This is a genomic window from Ensifer adhaerens (assembly GCF_002007205.1).
Taxonomy (GTDB): Bacteria; Pseudomonadota; Alphaproteobacteria; order Rhizobiales; family Rhizobiaceae; genus Ensifer; species Ensifer adhaerens_D.
The window spans coordinates 30,488-48,856 of sequence record NZ_LAZS01000001.1; the positions used below are offsets into that span (position 1 = coordinate 30,488).

At 64.6% G+C, this 18,369-nt stretch carries 17 protein-coding genes; 8 read left to right on the forward strand and 9 right to left on the reverse strand.

All coding sequences use genetic code 11. The annotated features are described in order from the left end of the window. Window positions 1–87: 87 nt before the first annotated feature. The 5 genes from hmgA (at window position 88) to purU (ending at window position 5,150) form a co-directional block, all read left to right on the forward strand. Complete coding sequence (hmgA, locus tag XB14_RS00120; protein ID WP_077959616.1) at window positions 88–1,455, forward strand: homogentisate 1,2-dioxygenase; 1,368 nt, start codon at window positions 88–90, stop codon at window positions 1,453–1,455. Further along, on the forward strand, window positions 1,452–2,321 hold the full coding sequence (locus tag XB14_RS00125; protein WP_077959617.1) for an MBL fold metallo-hydrolase: 870 nt from the start codon (window positions 1,452–1,454) through the stop codon (window positions 2,319–2,321). Before hmgA ends, XB14_RS00125 begins: the two co-directional genes overlap by 4 nt. A 69-nt stretch (window positions 2,322–2,390) precedes the next feature. After that, window positions 2,391–3,407, forward strand: a complete 1,017-nt coding sequence (locus XB14_RS00130; RefSeq protein WP_077959618.1) for a fumarylacetoacetate hydrolase family protein — start codon at window positions 2,391–2,393, stop codon at window positions 3,405–3,407. A gap of 29 nt (window positions 3,408–3,436) precedes the next feature. After that, a complete protein-coding gene (gene maiA / locus XB14_RS00135; RefSeq protein ID WP_077959619.1) occupies window positions 3,437–4,075 on the forward strand; it encodes a maleylacetoacetate isomerase in 639 nt (212 codons plus the stop codon). 190 nt (window positions 4,076–4,265) lie between these two features. Continuing rightward, entirely contained in the window at window positions 4,266–5,150 is an 885-nt protein-coding gene (purU, locus tag XB14_RS00140) for a formyltetrahydrofolate deformylase (protein ID WP_077959620.1), read from the forward strand. 122 nt (window positions 5,151–5,272) lie between these two features. Here purU and XB14_RS00145 read toward each other — a convergent pair whose 3' ends face one another. The 6 genes from XB14_RS00145 to XB14_RS00170 form a co-directional block, all read right to left on the reverse strand. After that, a complete protein-coding gene (locus tag XB14_RS00145; protein ID WP_077959621.1) occupies window positions 5,273–6,454 on the reverse strand; it encodes an acetyl-CoA C-acyltransferase in 1,182 nt (393 codons plus the stop codon). Between the two features lie 132 nt (window positions 6,455–6,586). Then, window positions 6,587–7,981: a dihydrolipoyl dehydrogenase gene (lpdA, locus tag XB14_RS00150; RefSeq protein WP_077959622.1), complete on the reverse strand. Its 1,395-nt coding sequence runs from the start codon at window positions 7,979–7,981 to the stop codon at window positions 6,587–6,589. Window positions 7,982–7,988: 7 nt separating this feature from the next. Further along, the gene (locus tag XB14_RS00155) at window positions 7,989–9,287 is read right to left on the reverse strand and encodes a dihydrolipoamide acetyltransferase family protein (protein ID WP_077959623.1); all 1,299 of its coding nucleotides are present in this window, start codon (window positions 9,285–9,287) and stop codon (window positions 7,989–7,991) included. A gap of 1 nt (window position 9,288) precedes the next feature. Then, window positions 9,289–10,302: an alpha-ketoacid dehydrogenase subunit beta gene (locus XB14_RS00160; RefSeq protein ID WP_077959624.1), complete on the reverse strand. Its 1,014-nt coding sequence runs from the start codon at window positions 10,300–10,302 to the stop codon at window positions 9,289–9,291. A gap of 1 nt (window position 10,303) precedes the next feature. After that, the gene (locus XB14_RS00165) at window positions 10,304–11,536 is read right to left on the reverse strand and encodes a 3-methyl-2-oxobutanoate dehydrogenase (2-methylpropanoyl-transferring) subunit alpha (RefSeq protein WP_077959625.1); all 1,233 of its coding nucleotides are present in this window, start codon (window positions 11,534–11,536) and stop codon (window positions 10,304–10,306) included. Between the two features lie 327 nt (window positions 11,537–11,863). Beyond that, complete coding sequence (locus XB14_RS00170; RefSeq protein WP_077959626.1) at window positions 11,864–13,195, reverse strand: NAD(P)/FAD-dependent oxidoreductase; 1,332 nt, start codon at window positions 13,193–13,195, stop codon at window positions 11,864–11,866. Window positions 13,196–13,379: 184 nt separating this feature from the next. Here XB14_RS00170 and XB14_RS00175 point away from each other — a divergent pair, with 184 nt between their 5' ends. Then, complete coding sequence (locus XB14_RS00175) at window positions 13,380–13,778, forward strand: winged helix-turn-helix domain-containing protein (RefSeq protein WP_077959877.1); 399 nt, start codon at window positions 13,380–13,382, stop codon at window positions 13,776–13,778. A gap of 34 nt (window positions 13,779–13,812) precedes the next feature. On the opposite strand, the gene modC is transcribed toward XB14_RS00175, so the two are convergent. From modC to modA, 3 genes are all read right to left on the reverse strand, one after another. After that, window positions 13,813–14,886, reverse strand: a complete 1,074-nt coding sequence (gene modC, locus XB14_RS00180) for a molybdenum ABC transporter ATP-binding protein (RefSeq protein ID WP_077959627.1) — start codon at window positions 14,884–14,886, stop codon at window positions 13,813–13,815. Next, window positions 14,883–15,584: a molybdate ABC transporter permease subunit gene (modB, locus tag XB14_RS00185; RefSeq protein ID WP_077959628.1), complete on the reverse strand. Its 702-nt coding sequence runs from the start codon at window positions 15,582–15,584 to the stop codon at window positions 14,883–14,885. Before modB ends, modC begins: the two co-directional genes overlap by 4 nt. A 165-nt stretch (window positions 15,585–15,749) precedes the next feature. Further along, window positions 15,750–16,541 carry a molybdate ABC transporter substrate-binding protein gene (gene modA / locus XB14_RS00190; protein WP_077959629.1) on the reverse strand — a complete coding sequence of 264 codons (792 nt, stop codon included), beginning with the start codon at window positions 16,539–16,541 and terminating at the stop codon, window positions 15,750–15,752. 233 nt (window positions 16,542–16,774) lie between these two features. Between modA and ung the strand changes: the two genes are divergently transcribed. Together ung and cobF are read left to right on the forward strand one after the other, a co-directional pair. Next, window positions 16,775–17,479, forward strand: coding sequence for a uracil-DNA glycosylase (gene ung, locus XB14_RS00195; RefSeq protein WP_077959630.1), 705 nt, complete (start codon window positions 16,775–16,777; stop codon window positions 17,477–17,479). Window positions 17,480–17,580: 101 nt separating this feature from the next. Then, complete coding sequence (gene cobF, locus XB14_RS00200) at window positions 17,581–18,351, forward strand: precorrin-6A synthase (deacetylating) (protein WP_077959878.1); 771 nt, start codon at window positions 17,581–17,583, stop codon at window positions 18,349–18,351. Window positions 18,352–18,369 lie beyond the last annotated feature (18 nt).

Genomic DNA, 18,369 nt, shown 5'->3' on the forward strand with positions numbered 1-18,369 from the left:
CGCCGCGGTATTTGGGATTGCGCCGAACCTTTTTAGAGGTCGCTTCGACAAGCCGAAGCGGGGCGCCCAAGAGGAGGAGGATCGACGATGCTGGACAAGGCAGGAAAACAGGCCGAGGCACAGGTAAAGACAGGCGAAGCACTGGGTTACATCCCCGGCTTCGGCAATGATTTCGAGACCGAGAGCCTGCCCGGCGCTTTGCCGCAGGGGCAGAACAGCCCGCAAAAATGCGCCTACGGGCTCTATGCCGAACAACTGTCCGGCTCGCCCTTCACAGCACCGCGCGGCACCAACGAGCGCTCCTGGCTCTACCGCATCCGCCCGAGCGTTCGCCACACCGGCCGCTTCAGCAGAATAGACTATCCACACTGGAAGACGGCGCCGCATGCGGCCGAGCATTCGCTGGCGCTTGGTCAACTGCGCTGGAACCCGCTGCCGGCGCCGACGGAGCAGCTGAACTTTCTTCAGGGTATCCGCACCATGACGACGGCCGGCGATGCGCCGACGCACTCAGGCATGGCGGCGCACGCCTATGCCTTCAATGCCGACATGGTGGACGACTATTTCTTCAATGCCGACGGCGAGCTTTTGATCGTTCCGGAAATGGGCGCGATCCAGGTGTTCACCGAACTCGGCAAGATGAATGTCGAGCCCTCGGAGATCTGCATCGTGCCGCGCGGCACAATGTTCAAGGTGACGCGGCTTGGCGAGGAGAAGATCTGGCGCGGCTACATCTGCGAAAACTACGGCGCCAAGTTCACGCTGCCGGATCGCGGTCCGATCGGCGCAAACTGCCTGGCCAATCCGCGCGATTTCAAGACGCCGGTTGCCACATTCGAGGAAAAGGAAACGCCATGCCGCGTGCATGTGAAATGGTGTGGCGGCTTCCATATGACCGAGATCGGCCATTCGCCGCTCGACGTCGTCGCCTGGCACGGCAACTACGCGCCCTACAAGTACGACCTGAAGACCTACTCGCCGGTCGGCGCCATCCTGTTTGACCATCCGGACCCGTCGATCTTCACCGTGCTGACGGCGCCCTCGGGCGAAGAGGGCACGGCGAATATCGACTTCGTCATCTTCCCGCCGCGCTGGCTGGTGGCCGAACACACCTTCCGGCCACCCTGGTACCACCGCAACATCATGAGCGAGTTCATGGGGCTGATCTACGGCCGCTATGACGCCAAGGAGGAGGGCTTCGTGCCCGGCGGCATGAGCCTGCATAATATGATGCTGGCGCATGGGCCCGATGCGTCGGGCTACGACAAGGCGACAAACAGTGAGTTGAAACCGGTGAAGCTCGACCATACGATGGCCTTCATGTTCGAGACCCGCTTCCCGCAGCAACTGACCCGCTACGCCGCCGAACTGGAGACGTTGCAGGACAACTACATCGACTGCTGGACGGATCTCAAGAAGCGGTTCAACGGGACGCCGGAAGGCGATTGGTCTTGAGTTCACGCCTGGTTTTGCTCGGCAGCAAGGGCGGTCCGGCGATCCGGCCGGGCGGCCCGTGGCCGACGTCCTCTCTACTTCACATCGGCGGCCGGACTGTCGTCGTCGATTGCGGCCTTGGCGTCACGCGCGGGCTGACCGATGCCGGTGTGGCGCTGAAGACGCTGGACCTGATCGTCGTTACCCACCTGCATTCGGACCACGTGCTGGAACTGGGGCCGCTCATTCACACGGCCTGGACCGCGGGGTTGTCGCAGCCGGTACGCGTCTTCGGCCCCGCAGGTACCCGCGCCTATTGGCAGGGCTTCCTGCAATCGATGGCCTTCGACATCGACATCCGCATCGTCGATGAGGGCCGGCCGAACCTGCGGATGCTGGTCGAGGTCATCGAGTTCGCCGAAGGCGAGATCTTCTCTGAAAACGGCCTGACGCTTTCATCGTTGCGGGTCGACCATCCGCCGGTCACAGACTGTTTTGCGCTCCGCTTCGACCATGGGGAAGGCTCGGTCGTATTCTCGTCCGACACGGCCCATTTTCCGCCGCTTGCCGATTTTTCCAAAGGCGCCGACATTCTCGTGCACGAGGCGATGCTTGCCGAAGGCGTCGACCGGCTGGTGGCGCGTACCGGCAATGGCGCGCGGCTGAAGGAACATCTGCTCGCGAGCCACAGCTTCGCCGAACAGGCGGCGGCGATCGCGACGGCTGCCGGCGTCGGCCGGCTGGTGCTGCATCACCTCATCCCCGCCGACGACCCCGAGATATCTGAGGTCCACTGGATTGCGGCGGCTCGCAAAAACTGGGCGGGCGCCTTGACGATCGCCGCCGACGGCCTTGTTGTGAAGATTGCGGACGATTCGTCCGCGTAAAGAAATTCCGCGACGGCCGCGAAGCGGTCTTCGGTCTGGAACAATGAGAAGATTGAGAGGGAGGACTGCATGAAACTGGCGACACTCAAGGACAGTACGCGCGACGGAAAGCTCGTGGTCGTCTCCCGCGATCTGACCCGCTGCTCCGAGGTCGGGCACATTGCCCGCACGCTGCAGGCAGCACTCGACGACTGGGCGCATGCGGGTCCGCGGCTTGCGCGCGTGGCCGAGGGGATCGAGACCGGTTCGCAGCCGACGAGCCGCTTCCATGAACATGACGCGCTGTCGCCGTTGCCGCGCGCTTACCAATGGGCTGACGGTTCGGCCTACGTCAATCACGTCGAGCTGGTGCGCAAGGCGCGCAACGCCGAGATGCCGGCCAGTTTCTGGACCGATCCCCTGATGTACCAGGGCGGTTCAGACAGCTTCATCGCGCCGCGCGATCCGATACCGCTTGCCGACGAAAGCTTCGGCGTCGACATGGAGGCCGAGGTTGCCGTCATCGTCGACGACGTACCGATGGGTGCGACCATCGAAGAGGCGCGGGCGGCGATCCAGTTGGTCATGCTGGTCAACGACGTATCGCTGCGTGGATTGATCCCGGCCGAACTCGCCAAGGGTTTTGGTTTCTTCCAGTCAAAGCCGTCGTCGGCCTTCTCACCGGTCGCCGTTTCGCCGGATAAACTGGGCGATGCCTGGGACGGCGGCAAGCTGCACCTGCCGCTCTGCGTCGACCTCAACGGCAAGCCGTTCGGCCGCGCCAATGCCGGCATCGACATGACCTTCGATTTCGCGCAACTGGTTGCCCATGCGGCGAAGACCCGGCCGCTTTCCGCCGGCACGATCATCGGCTCGGGCACGGTTTCCAACAAGCTCGATGGCGGCCCGGGCAAGCCGGTCGCGGAAGGCGGCGCCGGCTATTCCTGCATCGCTGAACTCCGGATGATCGAGACGATCGTCGGCGGTGCGCCGAAGACGCAGTTCCTCAGGGCCGGCGATGTCGTGCGCATCGAGATGAAGGACAGGACCGGCCATTCGATCTTCGGCGCGATCGAGCAGACCGTCGAAGCCTACAGCAGGGCCTGAACGGCCGATTGACAAGGACGGGCAAAGGCATGAGCGAGACCGTGCTTTACGATTACTGGCGCTCGTCGGCGAGCTATCGGGTGCGCATTGCGCTCAATAGCCTCGGCGAAAACTATCGTCCGGTGCCGGTCGATCTGCTCGCAAAGGCGCACAAACAGCCGGAGCATCTTGCCCGAAACCCGCAAGGCCTCGTGCCTGTGCTTGAGATCGATGGCGAGCGCTTCACGCAATCGCTCGCCATCATCGAGTACCTCGCCGAAACGCGGGTCGATACCGGCTTCCTGCCTGATGATGCCATGGGACGGCAGCGGGTTCGCATGCTCTCCTACGCGATCGCCATGGATATCCATCCGACCTGCAATCTCGGCGTTGTTTCCTACGTGATGGCCAATGCCGAGGACGGAGAGGCGGCACGGCGCAACTGGATGCGCAAGTTCGTTGGCGAGGGGCTTGCCGCCTTCGAACGCCTGCTCGACCATCCGGCGACCGGCCGTTTCTGCCACGGGGACAGTCCGACCATGGTGGACTTCTGCCTGGTGCCTCAGGTCTATAACGCCCGCCGCTGGGACGTCGATCTTTCGGCCTGCCCGCGGCTTGTCGCGATAGACCAGCACTGCGCCGAGATCGAAGCTTTCGCGCGCGCTCATCCGGACCGCACGCCGCGCTAAGGCCGCGGGGCCTTCCGCCCTCCATTCTCCCGCTTCATCCAGCGATCGCGATTGGGGCTGGTCGCGTCTGGCCAGTTCCGTCAAGCGAATGTCGCGAATGGATCGACGGCGGCGAAAAGGCCGCGCTAGTTTTTGTATGACTGGCCGTATAAGGGGGGCCGGAAAAACCTCTGGAGCGAGAGACCTACCGATGAAAAGCTATGTGCTGAACGTCAGCTGCAAGACCACCCGTGGCATCGTCGCCGCGATCACCGGCTATCTCGCCGAAAAGGGCTGTTACATTTCAGACAGTTCGCAGTTCGATGATCTCGAAACCGGTCTGTTCTTCATGCGGCTCACCTTCATCAGCCAGGAGGGCGCCAAGCTCGACGAGTTGAAGGCAGGCTTCGAAGCGGTGGTGAAGCGTTTCGACATGAACGCCGAGATCCGCGACAGCGAGGAGCGCATGAAGGTGCTCTTGATGGTGTCGCGTTTCGGCCATTGCCTCAACGACCTGCTCTACCGCTGGAAGATCGGCGCGCTGCCGATCGACATCGTCGGCGTCGTGTCCAACCACTTCGATTACCAGAAAGTGGTCGTCAACCACGATATCCCCTTCTACTGCATCAAGGTGACGAAGGAGAACAAGCCGAAGGCGGAGGCCCAGCTGCTGGAACTGGTCGACCAGACCGGCGCCGAGCTGATCGTGCTTGCCCGCTACATGCAGGTTCTTTCGGACGCACTCTGCAAGAAGATGTCGGGCCGCATCATCAACATCCACCACTCCTTCCTGCCGTCTTTCAAGGGCGCCAACCCCTACAAGCAGGCCTATGAGCGCGGCGTGAAGCTGATCGGCGCCACGGCGCACTACGTCACCGCCGACCTCGACGAAGGCCCGATCATCGAGCAGGACATCGCTCGCATTACCCACGCCCAGAGCGCCGAAGACTATGTCTCGATCGGCCGCGACGTCGAAAGCCAGGTGCTGGCGCGCGCCGTGCACGCCCATATCCACAATCGCTGCTTCATCAACGGCAACCGCGTCGTCGTCTTCCCGCCGAGCCCGGGCTCCTACGCCTCCGAGCGCATGGGCTGAGGCGCAAGGCAAATCGCCTGCTGAAAACGAGAAACGCCGCCGGTTTGACCGGCGGCGTTTCTCGTAGGCTGGAGCGCGAGGCGATCGGAGACCGCGCGCCGTTTCCTTCGTCGCGTATTACGCTATTGCAGCAGCTCCAGCCCGACCGCTGTCGCCTCGCCGCCGCCGATGCAGAGCGAGGCAATGCCGCGCTTGACGTTCTTGGCGCGCATGGCGTGAAGCAGCGTCACGATGATGCGGGCGCCGGACGCGCCGATCGGATGGCCGAGCGCGCAGGCGCCGCCGTTGATGTTGACGATGTCGTCCGAGAGACCGAGATCGCGGATCGCGGCCATCGCCACCACGGCGAAGGCCTCGTTGATTTCATAAAGGCCGACGCTGCCCTTCTCCCAGGCGAGCTTGGTCAACAGCTTGTCGATCGCGCCGATCGGCGCTGTCGTGAACCAGGCCGGTTCCTGCGCGTGGCCGGCATGGCCGGCGACGATCGCAAGCGGTGTCAGGCCGCGTTTTTCCGCCTCGCTGGCCCGCATCAGGATCAGCGCCGCAGCCCCGTCTGATATCGACGAGGAGTTGGCCGCCGTCACGCTGCCGCCGTCGCGGAAGGCGGGTTTGAGCTTCGGGATCTTTGCCGGATCCGATTTGGTCGGCTGCTCGTCGCGGTCGAGATTGGCGGTCTGGCGCTTGCCGGCGCCGCTGACCGCCACGATTTCCGCGGCAAAGGAACCATCTTCGGCCGCGCGGGTTGCGCGCTCCAGCGAACGCAGGGCGAAGCCGTCCTGATCGGTGCGCGAGAACTGGTAGTGCTCGGCCGTATCCTCGGCATAGGTGCCCATCAGCCGGCCGGAATAGGCGTCTTCGAGGCCGTCAAGGAACATGTGATCCTTGACCTCGCCATGCCCCAGGCGGAAGCCGCCGCGCGCCTTAGGCAGCAGATAGGGGGCGTTGGTCATCGACTCCATGCCGCCGACGGCGAGCACCGATGCGCTGCCCGAAAGGAGCGCGTCGTGGCCGAGCATCAGCGCCTTCATGCCGGAGCCGCAGACCTTGGAGATGGTCGTCGACGGCGTTTCCTTGCCGAGGCCGGCGCCAAGGGCTGCCTGGCGCGCCGGGTTCTCTCCGATGCCGGCCGGCAGCACATTGCCCATCATCACCTCGTCCACCGCATCGAGACCGGCGCGCTCAAGCGCGGCTTTGAGCGCGATGGCGCCGATTTCCGGCGCGGTCAGATCCTTGAAGCTGCCCTGAAAGGCGCCCATCGGGGTGCGTGCCGCCGAAACGATGACGATCGGATCAGTTCTGCTCATGTCTTTCTCCCATACGGCAAAAGGCAATGGTTGGAGCGAGGCGGGTGCCACGCATTCCCTTCTCCCCGCGTGCGGGGAGAAGGTGGCGGCAGCCGGATGAGGGGCTGCCTACGGAGCGAGAACGCGCTCCGCTCAGATATGCAGCGCGTGCCCCAGCGCCTTCAGCGCCGACTCCTGGAAAGCTTCCGACTGCGTCGGATGCGCATGGATCGTGCCGGCGATGTCTTCGAGCCGCGCGCCCATTTCGATCGCCAGGCTGAAGCTTGCCGAGAGTTCCGAGACGCCGTGGCCGACCGCCTGGATGCCGAGCACCAGGTGGTTGTCGGCGCGGGCGACGATGCGCACGAAACCGTCTTCGGCGAGCGTCGTCATCGCGCGGCCGTTCGCCTGGAAGGGGAACTGGCCGATCTTGATCTCGATGCCGCTGGCCCGCGCTTCGTCGGGCGACAAGCCCGCGGTGACGATTTCCGGGTCGGTGAAGCAGACGGCCGGAATGCAGCGCTTGTCCCAGCTGCGTTTGTGGCCGGCGACGATCTCCGCCACCATTTCCCCTTGCGCCATGGCGCGGTGCGCCAGCATAGGCTCGCCGGTGACGTCGCCGATCGCGTAGATGCCGCGCATCGAGGTGCGGCACTGGTCGTCGATGCGGATGAAGCGGCCGGTGCGGTCGAGGTCGATTTCTTCGAGACCAAAACCTTCGGTCACGGGTTTGCGGCCGACGGTGACAAGCACCTTTTCGGCGGCGACATCGATGGCGCGGCCGTTGTGTTCGGCTTGCAGGCTGCCGGTTTCGGCGGAGTAGTTCTTGGCGACCGTCTGGGTGAAGACCTCGATGCCGAGTTCGCCGAGGCGCTTGCCGATCGGTTTCGTCAGATCGGCGTCATAGAGCGGCAGAATGCGCGGCTGCGCTTCGAGTACGGTCACGTGGCTGCCGAGCTTGGCGAAAGCGGTGCCGAGTTCGAGACCGATGTAACCGCCGCCGATGACGGCGATGCTCTTCGGCACGCTTTTCAGCGACAGGGCCTCGGTCGAGGAAATGATCGACCCGCCGAAAGGCAGGTCGGGCAGCTCGACCGGCGCCGAGCCGGTGGCAATGACGATCGTCTCGGCGCGGATGCGCTGCAGTCCGATCTCGGTCTCGACATCGACGGTCTTGCCGTCGACGAAATGGGCCGCGCCGATCACCGCCTTGACACCCGCCTTCTTCAGAAGGCCGATGACACCGCCGTTCAGCCGTCCGACGATGCCGTCTTTCCAGGCGATGGTGCGGGCGAGGTCGATTGTCGGATTGGCGAGCGACAGGCCGAGCGGGCTGCGGCCGGAAGCGGCCGAGCGCAGCTTATGAAACTCTTCCGCCGCGTGGATGAGGGCCTTGGATGGAATGCAGCCGACATTGAGGCAGGTGCCGCCGGCCTTGGCCTTTTCGACGACGACCGTATCGATGCCGAGTTGGCCGGCCCGGATCGCGCAGATATAGCCGCCGGGGCCGGCGCCGATGACGAGCAGCTTGCAGGAAATTTCCTTCATGATCGCCTCAGGCCTCCACGAAAATAAGCGCCGGCGTTTCGAGCAGGGTCTTCAGCCGCTGCACGAAAACGGCCGCATCCCAGCCGTCGATGACGCGGTGATCGAAGCTCGAGGACAGGTTCATGATCTTGCGCGGCACGAACTGCGTGCCGTCCCAGACCGGGCGGACGGCAAGCTTGTTGACGCCAATGATCGCCACCTCCGGGTGGTTGATAACAGGGGTGGAGACGATGCCACCGAGCGCGCCGAGCGAAGAAATCGTAATCGTCGATCCGGTGAGCTCGTCGCGGGTGGCAGTGCCGGTGCGGGCAGCGTCCGCGAGGCGATTGAGCTCGTTGGCACAATCCCAGATGCCGCGCGCTTCGGCATGGCGCACGACCGGAACGGTAAGACCGGCCGGTGTCTGCGTGGCGATGCCAATATGCACGGCGTGATGGCGACAGATGATGCCGGCACCGTCGTCGAACGTCGCATTGACGGCGGGCTGATCGGCAATGGTGCGGACCAGCGCGCGCATCAGATAGGGCAGGATGGTCAGCTTCGGCTGATCGGGTTTGCGGTCGCGGTTCATCGTCGTCCGCAGGTCCTCGAGCGCCGTCATGTCGACCTCTTCCACATAGGTGATGTGGGGAATGCGCGAGGTCGAAAGCGACATCTTCTCGGCGATGCGGCGGCGAAGGCCGGTCACCTTGATCTCATCGACGGCGGTCTTGCGCTGCAGCCCGGCCTGTGCCAACACCGGCTGGGCGCCACGGGCGATGAATTGGTCGAGATCGTCATGGCTGATGCGGCCGGCCGGACCGGTGCCGGTCACCTGGCGCAGATCGACGCCGCTTTCCTTGGCGCGCAGGCGCACGGCCGGCGAGGCCAGCGCTTTTTCCAGCCGTTCGCCGGCGGCTTGCGCGCCGTTGGCATGAACGCCGTTCGTGGCCGGTGCCTTAACCTCGACCTTGGCGGGCTGGGCCGGCTTGGCGACCGGCGCGGGCGCCTCCGCCTTCACTGCGGGCTTTTCTTCCACCTTGGCGGACGGCGTCTCTTCCACGGGAGCAGCCGTTTCGCCTTCGCCTGATATTTCGATGCGCACGAGCGGTGCCTTCACTGCGACGGTGTCGCCCACCTCGGCGCCAAGCCAGAGCACCGTGCCGGTGACGGGCGAGGGGATTTCGACGGTCGCCTTGTCGGTCATGACGGCAGCGAGCACCATGTCCTCGCGCACGGGGTCACCCGGCTTCACGTGCCATTCGACGAGTTCTGCCTCGGCCACGCCTTCGCCGACATCGGGCATCTTGATTACGAATTCGCCCATGTCAGGCCTCCATCACTTCGACGAGCGCGCGTCCGAGACGCGCGGGGCCGGGGAAATAGTCCCATTCCTGGGCGTGCGGGTAGGGCGTGTCCCAACCGGCGACGCGCACGACGGGCGCTTCGAGATGGTAGAAGCAATGCTCCTGCACGAGGGCTGCCACTTCGCCGCCGAAACCGGACGTGAGTGTCGCCTCGTGCACGACGACGCAGCGGCCGGTCTTTTCGACCGACTTGACGATCGTGTCGAGATCGAGCGGCAGCAGGCTGCGCAGGTCGATCACCTCGGCGTCGATGCCGGTTTCCTCGGCAGCCGCGAGCGCTACATGCACCATGGTACCATAGGCGACGACGGTGACGGCGGAGCCCTGGCGGCGGATTTCCGCCTTGCCGATCGGGATCGTGTAGTGGCCCTCCGGCACTTCGCCGAGATCGTGTTTCGACCAGGGAATGACCGGGCGGTCATGATGGCCGTCGAAGGGGCCGTTGTAGAGCCGCTTCGGCTCCAGGAACATCACCGGATCCGGATCCTCGATCGAGGCGATCAGCAGGCCCTTGGCGTCGTAGGGATTGGACGGCACGACGACTTTCAGGCCGCAGACATGGGTGAACAGCGCTTCCGGGCTCTGGCTGTGCGTCTGGCCACCGAAGATGCCGCCGCCGGTCGGCATACGCAGCACGATCGGGCAGGTGAAATCGCCGTTGGAGCGATAGCGGATGCGGGCGGCTTCCTGGGTGATCTGGTCATAGGCCGGGTACATGTAGTCGGCGAACTGGATCTCGACGCAGGGCTTCAAGCCATAGGCCGCCATGCCGATCGCGGTGCCGACGATGCCGCTTTCGCTGATCGGCGCGTCGAAACACCGGGTCTTGCCGTATTTCGCCTGGAGCCCCTGCGTGCAGCGGAAGACGCCACCGAAATAGCCGACGTCCTCGCCGAAGACGACGACATTGTCGTCGCGCTCCATGGATACGTCCATGGCGCTGCGCACGGCTTCGATCATTGTCATTCTGGCCATATCAGTATCCTGCCTTCTGCCGCTGGCGGCGAATGTGCGGCGGCATCTCGGCATAGACGCCCTCGAAGATATCGCGCACCGACGGCTTGCCGCCGGCATGCAGCGTGCCGTGGCCTTCGGCCTGTTTCTGGGCCTGGATCACTTCGTCGGTGATCTCGGCTTCCGCCTGCGCATGACGCTCTTCCGACCAGGCGCCGCGCAGGATCAGGTGCTTCTTCAATCTCAGGACCGGGTCGCCGAGCGGCCAGGCCTCGGATTCCGTCTTCGGGCGATAGGCGCTCGGATCGTCGGAGGTCGAATGGGCGCCGACACGGTAGGTGACGTATTCGATCAGCGTCGGGCCGAGATTGCGCCTTGCACGCTCGGCCGCCCATTTGGCGACGGCGTAGACGGCGAGATAGTCGTTGCCATCGACGCGCAGGGCCGGGATGCCGAAGCCGAGGCCGCGGGCGGCAAAGGTGCCGGAGCCGCCGCGGGCGATGCCCTGGAAGGTCGAGATCGCCCACTGATTGTTGACGATGTTGAGGATAACGGGCGCCTTGTAGGTGGAGGCAAAGACGAGCGCCGAGTGGAAGTCCGATTCCGCCGTCGAGCCGTCGCCGATCCAGGCGGCGGCAATCTTGGTGTCGCGCTTGATGGCCGACGCCATCGCCCAGCCGACCGCCTGCACATACTGGGTGGCGAGGTTGCCGGAGATGGTGAAGAAGCCATGCTCCTTGGAGGAATACATGATCGGCAGTTGCCGGCCGCGCAGAGGGTCGCTCTCGTTCGAGAAGATCTGGTTCATCATCTCGACCATGGGATAGCCGTCGGCGATGAGCAGGCCCGCCTGGCGGTAGGTCGGGAAGTTCATGTCGCCCTTCACCAGCACCTTGCGGAAGGCGCAACTGACGGCTTCTTCGCCGAGATGCTGCATGTAGAACGAGGTCTTGCCCTGGCGCTGCGCCATGACCATGCGTGCGTCGAAGGCGCGCAGCAGCATCATGTGCCGGAGGCCTGAGAGCAATTCGTCATCCGACAGCAGCCTGGCCCAGGGGCCGACCGCCTCGCCGTCACGGTTCAAGACGCGGATGATGGAATAGGCGAGGTCGCGCATCTCCTCCGGCGCGACGTCCACTTCCGGGCGCGGCACGGAGCCGGCCTTCGGAATCTTGACGTTGGAGAAATCCGGCTGGCCGCCGGGCCGAACGGCGGGTTCGGGGACATGCAGACTAAGTCGATCGAGATCGCTCATGCGGTTTCCGGCCTCCTCCGGAGTGCGCAGCGCACCAAATCTTGAAGCGGGAGAACCGGGGCCGACATATGCGAAGGCATGCGATCGGACCCATAAGGCTCCTCTGCCAAGGTCTACACGCACTCCTCCAAGCCCCGTTCTCCCGACGGGAATGCTCACAGACTGCCACGAGTTCCGGGGCTTATGAAGGTCTTTCCGTGTCGCGGGGCAGGGGCAGGCGAAGAAAGATAGAATCCTGCCGGGAGTGCGCCCACGCGTTGTGTCGCACATCTTCCTGCCGGTCGTTGCCGGTAATTTTCTTTCGCGGCTATCCGCCGGTGATGGTGGTCAGACCGGCGGGGCGAGCGTGATCGGCGTGCCGTCGAGGAAGCGCGAGAGCCGGAACGGTGCCGGATCAACGATCGGTTTTGCGCCGGTCACGAGGTCGGCGACGAGGTGGCCGGCGCCCGGCCCGATGTCGAAGCCGTGGCCGGAAAATCCCGTCGCGATGATGAGCCCCGGAACGTCCTCTGCCGGTGAGATCACCGGAACGGCGTCCGGCGTCACGTCGATCAGACCGGCCCAGATCTGCTGCACTTTCGTCTCGCGTAAAAGCGGGAGGGCCTTTGCCGCAGCGTCGAGGGCATGCAAGGCGCGGCGCGAATCCGGGTTGGGATCGAGCACGCGGTGACGCTCGAAGGCGCCGGGACGGTCGAGTGGCACGATGCCGATCTCGAACAGTTCGTTCCAGCTCTGGGCGCTGAGGCCCACCTGAACCGCGTCGCCTTCCGCTTTTCGCGCCGGCTGGAAATCGCGGAAGAAGGTGAAGCTGTCAGGCACGATCGCGTGCAGGTTGGCAGCGCCATCGGCGATCGTGTAGCCGCCGTCGAGGCGCTTGCGATAGGCATAGGTCGCGGTGGCGCCGGCCCCTTCCGGACCGCCGGAGACCGGCCCGGTTCTCAACACCGTGTTCCGCACCTTCAGCTGCGGCAGCCGGATGCCGAGGCTTTTGAGGAACAGCCTGGACCAGGCGCCGCCGGCGACGATGACGGTCGACGTCTCGATGCGGCCCCGCTCGGTGACGACGGCGGAGATCCGGCCGGCGGCCTTCTCGACGCCGCGCACGGCGCAGCCGGTGAGAATTCGGGCTCCGGCACGACGCGCACCGGCAACGATCGCTGGCACGGCCTTCTGCGGTTCGGCTCGCCCGTCGCTCGGCGTGAAGAGCCCGCCCTCGTAGCGGATTGCGGCACCCGGCATCATCGCTTCGGTGATGTCGGAACCGAGTTGAACGCTATCGACGCCATAGGGCCTTGCCATCGCAAGCCAGGCGTCGCGATTGGCGACGTCGCGTTCGTTTTCTGAGATGTAGAGAATGCCGCTGCGGCGAAAGCCGGTCTCGCCGCCCACGCGGGCGTCGAGCGTATCCCAGATTTTCAGCGCCTCGATCGCCAGCGGGATCTCGCGTTCGTCGCGACCCATGACCCGCACCCAGCCCCAGTTGCGGCTCGACTGCTCGGCGCCGAGCATACCCTTCTCGCAGACGACGACATCGATACCGCGCTCGGCGAGAAAAAGAGCGGCGCTGACGCCGATGATGCCGCCGCCGACGATGACGACGTCGGCCCTGGCGGGCAGGGTGGTATCGGAGGCGATGGGATCGAGCGTGGGGCCGGGCATGGGGAGATACTTTCGGGCAGGAGCAATGCGGTCATCGGTGCATGCCGCCGCCGCGAGATCAAGCCCGCTGTCTGGCCTTTGCCCGAAAGCTTGGGTTTGCCGGCGCACTTTGTTTGGGAAAGCTGGTCCACCCCGTCACCGGGCGGACTTTCGGTTTTCGTGCCGAGCTTCTATGCTCGCGCCCATGAGTGAGAGCCGACCCGATCTTCGCCCCGTCCTGCGCATCGATTTTCCGCCCGCCGACCGGCTCGGCCGTGGCAAGATCCTGCTGCTCGAATTGATCCGCGAGACCGGATCGATTTCGGCGGCCGGGCGGGCGATGGATATGTCCTACCGCCGCGCCTGGCTGCTCGTCGATGCCTTGAACCGGATGTTCAGCGAGCCGTCGGTCGATACGCAGCGCGGCGGCAAGCAGGGTGGCGGAGCGCTGGTAACCCCGTTCGGCGAAGCGTTGATCCGCCGCTACCGCGAGATGGAGGAGAAGGCGCGCCTTGCGATCGCCGAGGATCTCGCCTGGCTCGACTCCGTTCGGAGCAGCGATGCATCGTCCGATGCTGCCGAGATTGCCTCCAAAAAGGCCTAGGATCCTTCGTGCGTTCACATGAACGCGCGGCGCTCTAGTGATCGATCGCGACCGATTTGATGATCGCATAGACGGTTCTGCCGGGAACGAGTTGCAGCGCGTCGCGCGAAAAGCGCGTGATGCGGGCGGCAATCGTCGCATCGCCGCAATTCACCCGCACATCGACGCTGCCGTCTTCGTCTGACGTCAAAGTGAGAATGCGCCCTTCGAGCACGTTGAGTGCGCTGATCTCCACCGGTCTCGTCGTCGCGAGCATGACGTCGCGGGCGGCGATGTGCAGGCGAAGCCTGCTGCCGGCTGTCGCGCTGACGCCAGCAATGCGCAGCCGTTCCCGCCCGACCCGGACGGTCGTCAGTTCGTGGGTCGGATCCGTTCCTTCGACCTCCCCCTCCAGGAGAACACCGGCTTCGCGCCGACCCGTGGCAAGCGTGGCAGCAGGCGCGCTCAACACTTCGGCGGCCGCACCCGATGCGGTAACCCGGCCGTTTTCGAGCACGACGACGCGCCGCGCCAGTCGCGCGACTTCGCCAACCGAGTGGCTGACATAGACGATCGGAATGCCGGCATCGTCGCGCAGCCGTTCGAGATAAGGCAGGATTTCGGCCTTGCGCGCCTCATCGAGTGCGGCCAGCGGCTCATCCATCAAAAGCAGGCGCGGGGCCGCCAGCAAGGCGCGGCCGATCGCGACGCGCTGCCTTTCACCGCCGGAAAGGGCAGAAGGGTTGCGCTCAAGCAGATGGCCGATGCCGAGCATGTCGACGATGCGGGTGAAGTCGCTGCCCCAACCGCTCTTGCCGGCGAACCAGCGGCCATAGGCGAGGTTGCGGCGCACGCTCAAATGCGGGAACAGCCGCGCCTCCTGGAAGACATAGCCGAACCGGCGGCGATGCACCGGCGTGAAGATCCTTCGATCGCTGTCGGCGATGACGTCGCCATCGAGCAGGACACGACCGCTCTCCGGCTTGAGAAGCCCGGCAATAATGTTGATCAGCGAGGTCTTGCCCGAGCCGGAGCGACCGAACAGCGCCGTCACGCCACCGTCCGAGGTGAAGGCGGCGTCGAGCGAAAAATTGCCGAGCTGGTGACGGGTTTCGACGGTGAGGCTCATTGGGCCGCCACCCGGCGCGCGGCGAACGTCGCCAACAGTTCGGAGAAGATGAGCGCGGCCATGGAAATGATGACCGAAATGATCGTCAGCCGCATGGCGCCGGCGTCACCGCCCGGAACCTGGGTGAAGGTGTAGATGGCGGCCGAAAGCGTCTGCGTCTCGCCGGGAATGTTGGAGACGAAGGTGATCGTCGCACCGAACTCGCCCATGGCCTTGGCAAAGGCGATGATCATGCCGGCGATGATGCCGGGGATGATCAGCGGCAGCGTGACGGTGGCGAACACCCAGACCGGGCTGGCGCCAAGCGTGGTGGCGGCGTCCTCGAGCTTGCGGTCGACCGCCTCGATCGACAGGCGGATGCTGCGCACCATCAGCGGGAACGCCATGACGGCGCAGGCAAGGGCGGCACCCGTCCAGCGGAAGGAAAAGACGAGGCCGAAATAGTCGGCGAAGAAGGCGCCGAGCGGTCCGCGTCGGCCGAAGAGCAGGAGCAGCAGGAAGCCGGTCACAACAGGCGGCAGGATCAGCGGCAGATGAACGAGGCCGTTCAGTAGCGTCTTGCCCCAGAAGCGCCCGCGCGCGAGCAGCATGGCGACGACGAGCGCGAAGGGCAGGCTGCAGATCATCGCGACGGTTGCGACGCGCAGGCTCAAGAGGATCGCCGTCCATTCCGCATCGCTCACTGCCAGCCAGTCCAATGGATATCGCTCCCCAATACGAGGCGTTTGAGGTGTGGCTGTCCGCTCACCACTGCCTCTGACAAATGATCGCGTCGCCCGCGTTTGGGCGCGGGCGACGCGAACATGACGTTAGATGCTTCGCCTGCCTCTGGACAGACGGCACTAGCGCCTATTTCTGGTCGGTTACTTCAGGACCGTGAAGCCCTGCTTTTCGAAGAGCTCTGCAGCCTTCGCCGACTTGACGAAGTCGACATAGGCGGCGGCATCAGGGCTCTTGCTCTCCGCCGTGATCGCGATCGGGTAGATGATCGGCGGGTGGCTGTCCTCCGGGAAGGTACCGACGACCTTCACGCCCGGGTCGGCGGCGGCGTCGGTCTGGTAGACGATGCCGTAGGGCGCTTCGCCGCGCGAGACGAGAAGGAGGGCAGCGCGTACGCTTTCAGCGCCGGCGACCTTGGGCTCTACCGCCTTCCAGGCGCCGAGCTTTTCGAGCGCTGCCTTGCCGTACTTGCCGGCCGGAACGGAATCGACCGCACCCATCGCCAGACGCCCGTCACCGAGGACGGCTGTGAGGTCGAAGCCCTGCTTGATTTCGACCGGGGCGGCGTCAGCTTTGCCGGAAACGAGCACGATGCGATTGCCGAGCAGGTTTGCGCGGGTGTCGTCCTTGATCAGCTTCTTTTCGGCGAGATAGTCCATCCAGGCGAGGTCGGCAGAGATGAAGACATCGGCGGGCGCGCCCTGTTCCACCTGCTTGGCAAGGGCCGAGCTGGCTGCGTAGGAAACGGTCGTTTCCTTGCCGCTTTCCTTCTGCCACTCGACATTGATCGCATCGAGCGCGTTCTTCAGGCTGGCGGCCGCAAAGACCGTCACCTTCTCTTCGGCCTGCGCGGATGCCGGCAGCACGTTTGCGCCGGCCCAGGCAAGCCCGAGCGTCAGCACCAGGCCCTTCAGCCAGTCTCTTCTCTTGATCATCGATTTCCCTCCAACGATGCGCGATATCTCTTAGGATACAACGATATCTCCTCCTGATTACCGTTGTATCTATTGAAATACAATGCTCTTCAAACGGGGTAGCCGGTTGCCCGGCGCGCGGGGGCGAAGCAAAACCGGTGCAACAACCGATGTGCGGCGGCGTTAGTGCTTGCGATGGCGGTCTGACGGCCTAAATTGCGGCCATCGAACCCAAGTGATGGAGCGGCGGTCCAATGGAAACGGCGGTGAAGATCGAGGAAAGCTGGAAGGCAGCATTGTCGCCGGAATTCGCCAGCCCTTACATGGCCGATCTCAAGCAGTTCCTGCTCGCCCAGAAAGACGAGGGCCGGCAGATCTTCCCGCGCGGGCCTGAGTACTTTCGCGCCCTCGATCTGACGCCGCTCGACAAGGTGCGCGTGGTCATTCTCGGCCAGGACCCCTATCACGGTGACGGCCAGGCGCACGGGCTCTGCTTCAGCGTGCGCCCGGGCGTGCGCACGCCGCCGTCGCTCGTCAACATCTACAAGGAGCTGAACAGCGATCTCGGTATCCCGCCGGCGCGCCACGGCTTCCTCGAAAGCTGGGCGAGGCAGGGCGTGCTGCTGTTGAACAGCGTGCTGACGGTGGAGCGCGGCAACGCCGCCTCGCATCAGGGCCGTGGCTGGGAAAAGTTCACGGATGCGATCATCCGTGCGGTCAACGAGGCCGACCATCCCGTCGTCTTCATGCTCTGGGGTTCCTACGCGCAGAAGAAGGCGGCCTTCGTCGACCGCTCGCGCCATCTGGTGCTGCGTGCGCCGCATCCGTCGCCCTTGTCGGCCCATTCCGGTTTTCTCGGCTGCCGCCATTTCTCCCAGGCCAACGCTTTCCTGGAAACGAAGGGTTTCGACCCGATCGACTGGCGCCTGCCGGAAAATCCCGTTGCCGAAGTGAACTAGGGTTGCGTTGACGCTGCTGGCCGCCTTGCTGTCGCGGCGAGGTCTTGCACCGGCGGCAGCTATACGCCTAAGACGCCAGTGAAAAACAGGTGGAGGCGGGCATGCGCAAAATTCTGATCATCGGCATCGGCTCGGGCAATCCGGAGCATATGACTGTACAGGCGATCAATGCGCTCAATCGCGCCGATGTGCTCTTCATCCCGACCAAGGGTTCCAAGAAGACCGAGCTTGCCGAGGTGCGCCGCGACATCTGCGCCCGCTACGTGACCCGCAGCGACAGCCGCACCGTCGAATTCGCCGTGCCGGTGCGCCGCACCGAGGGCGTCAGCTATGACGGCAGCGTCGACGACTGGCACGCCCAGATCGCCGCGATCTACGAAGAACTTCTGTCTAGTGAACTCGGCGAAGAGGGAACTGGCGCGTTTCTCGTCTGGGGCGATCCGATGCTCTACGACAGCACCATCCGCATCGTCGAGCGGGTCAAGGCACGCGGGCAGGTTGCCTTCGACTACGACGTCATTCCGGGGATCACCAGCCTGCAGGCGCTTTGCGCCAGCCACCGCATTCCGCTGAACCTCGTCGGCAAGCCCGTGGAAATCACCACCGGACGTCGGCTGCACGAGAGTTTTCCGGAAAAGAGCCAGACATCGGTCGTCATGCTCGACGGCGAACAGGCGTTCCAGCGGATCGACGATCCCGAGGCGGAGATATTCTGGGGCGCCTATCTCGGCACGCCGGATGAGATCGTCATTTCCGGCCGCGTGGCTGACGTGAAGGACAGGATCCTTGAAACCCGGGCCGCAGCGCGCGCGAAAATGGGATGGATCATGGACATCTATCTCCTGCGCAAGGGCGCCGACTTCGAGCAATGACGGCAGACAGATCGGCGT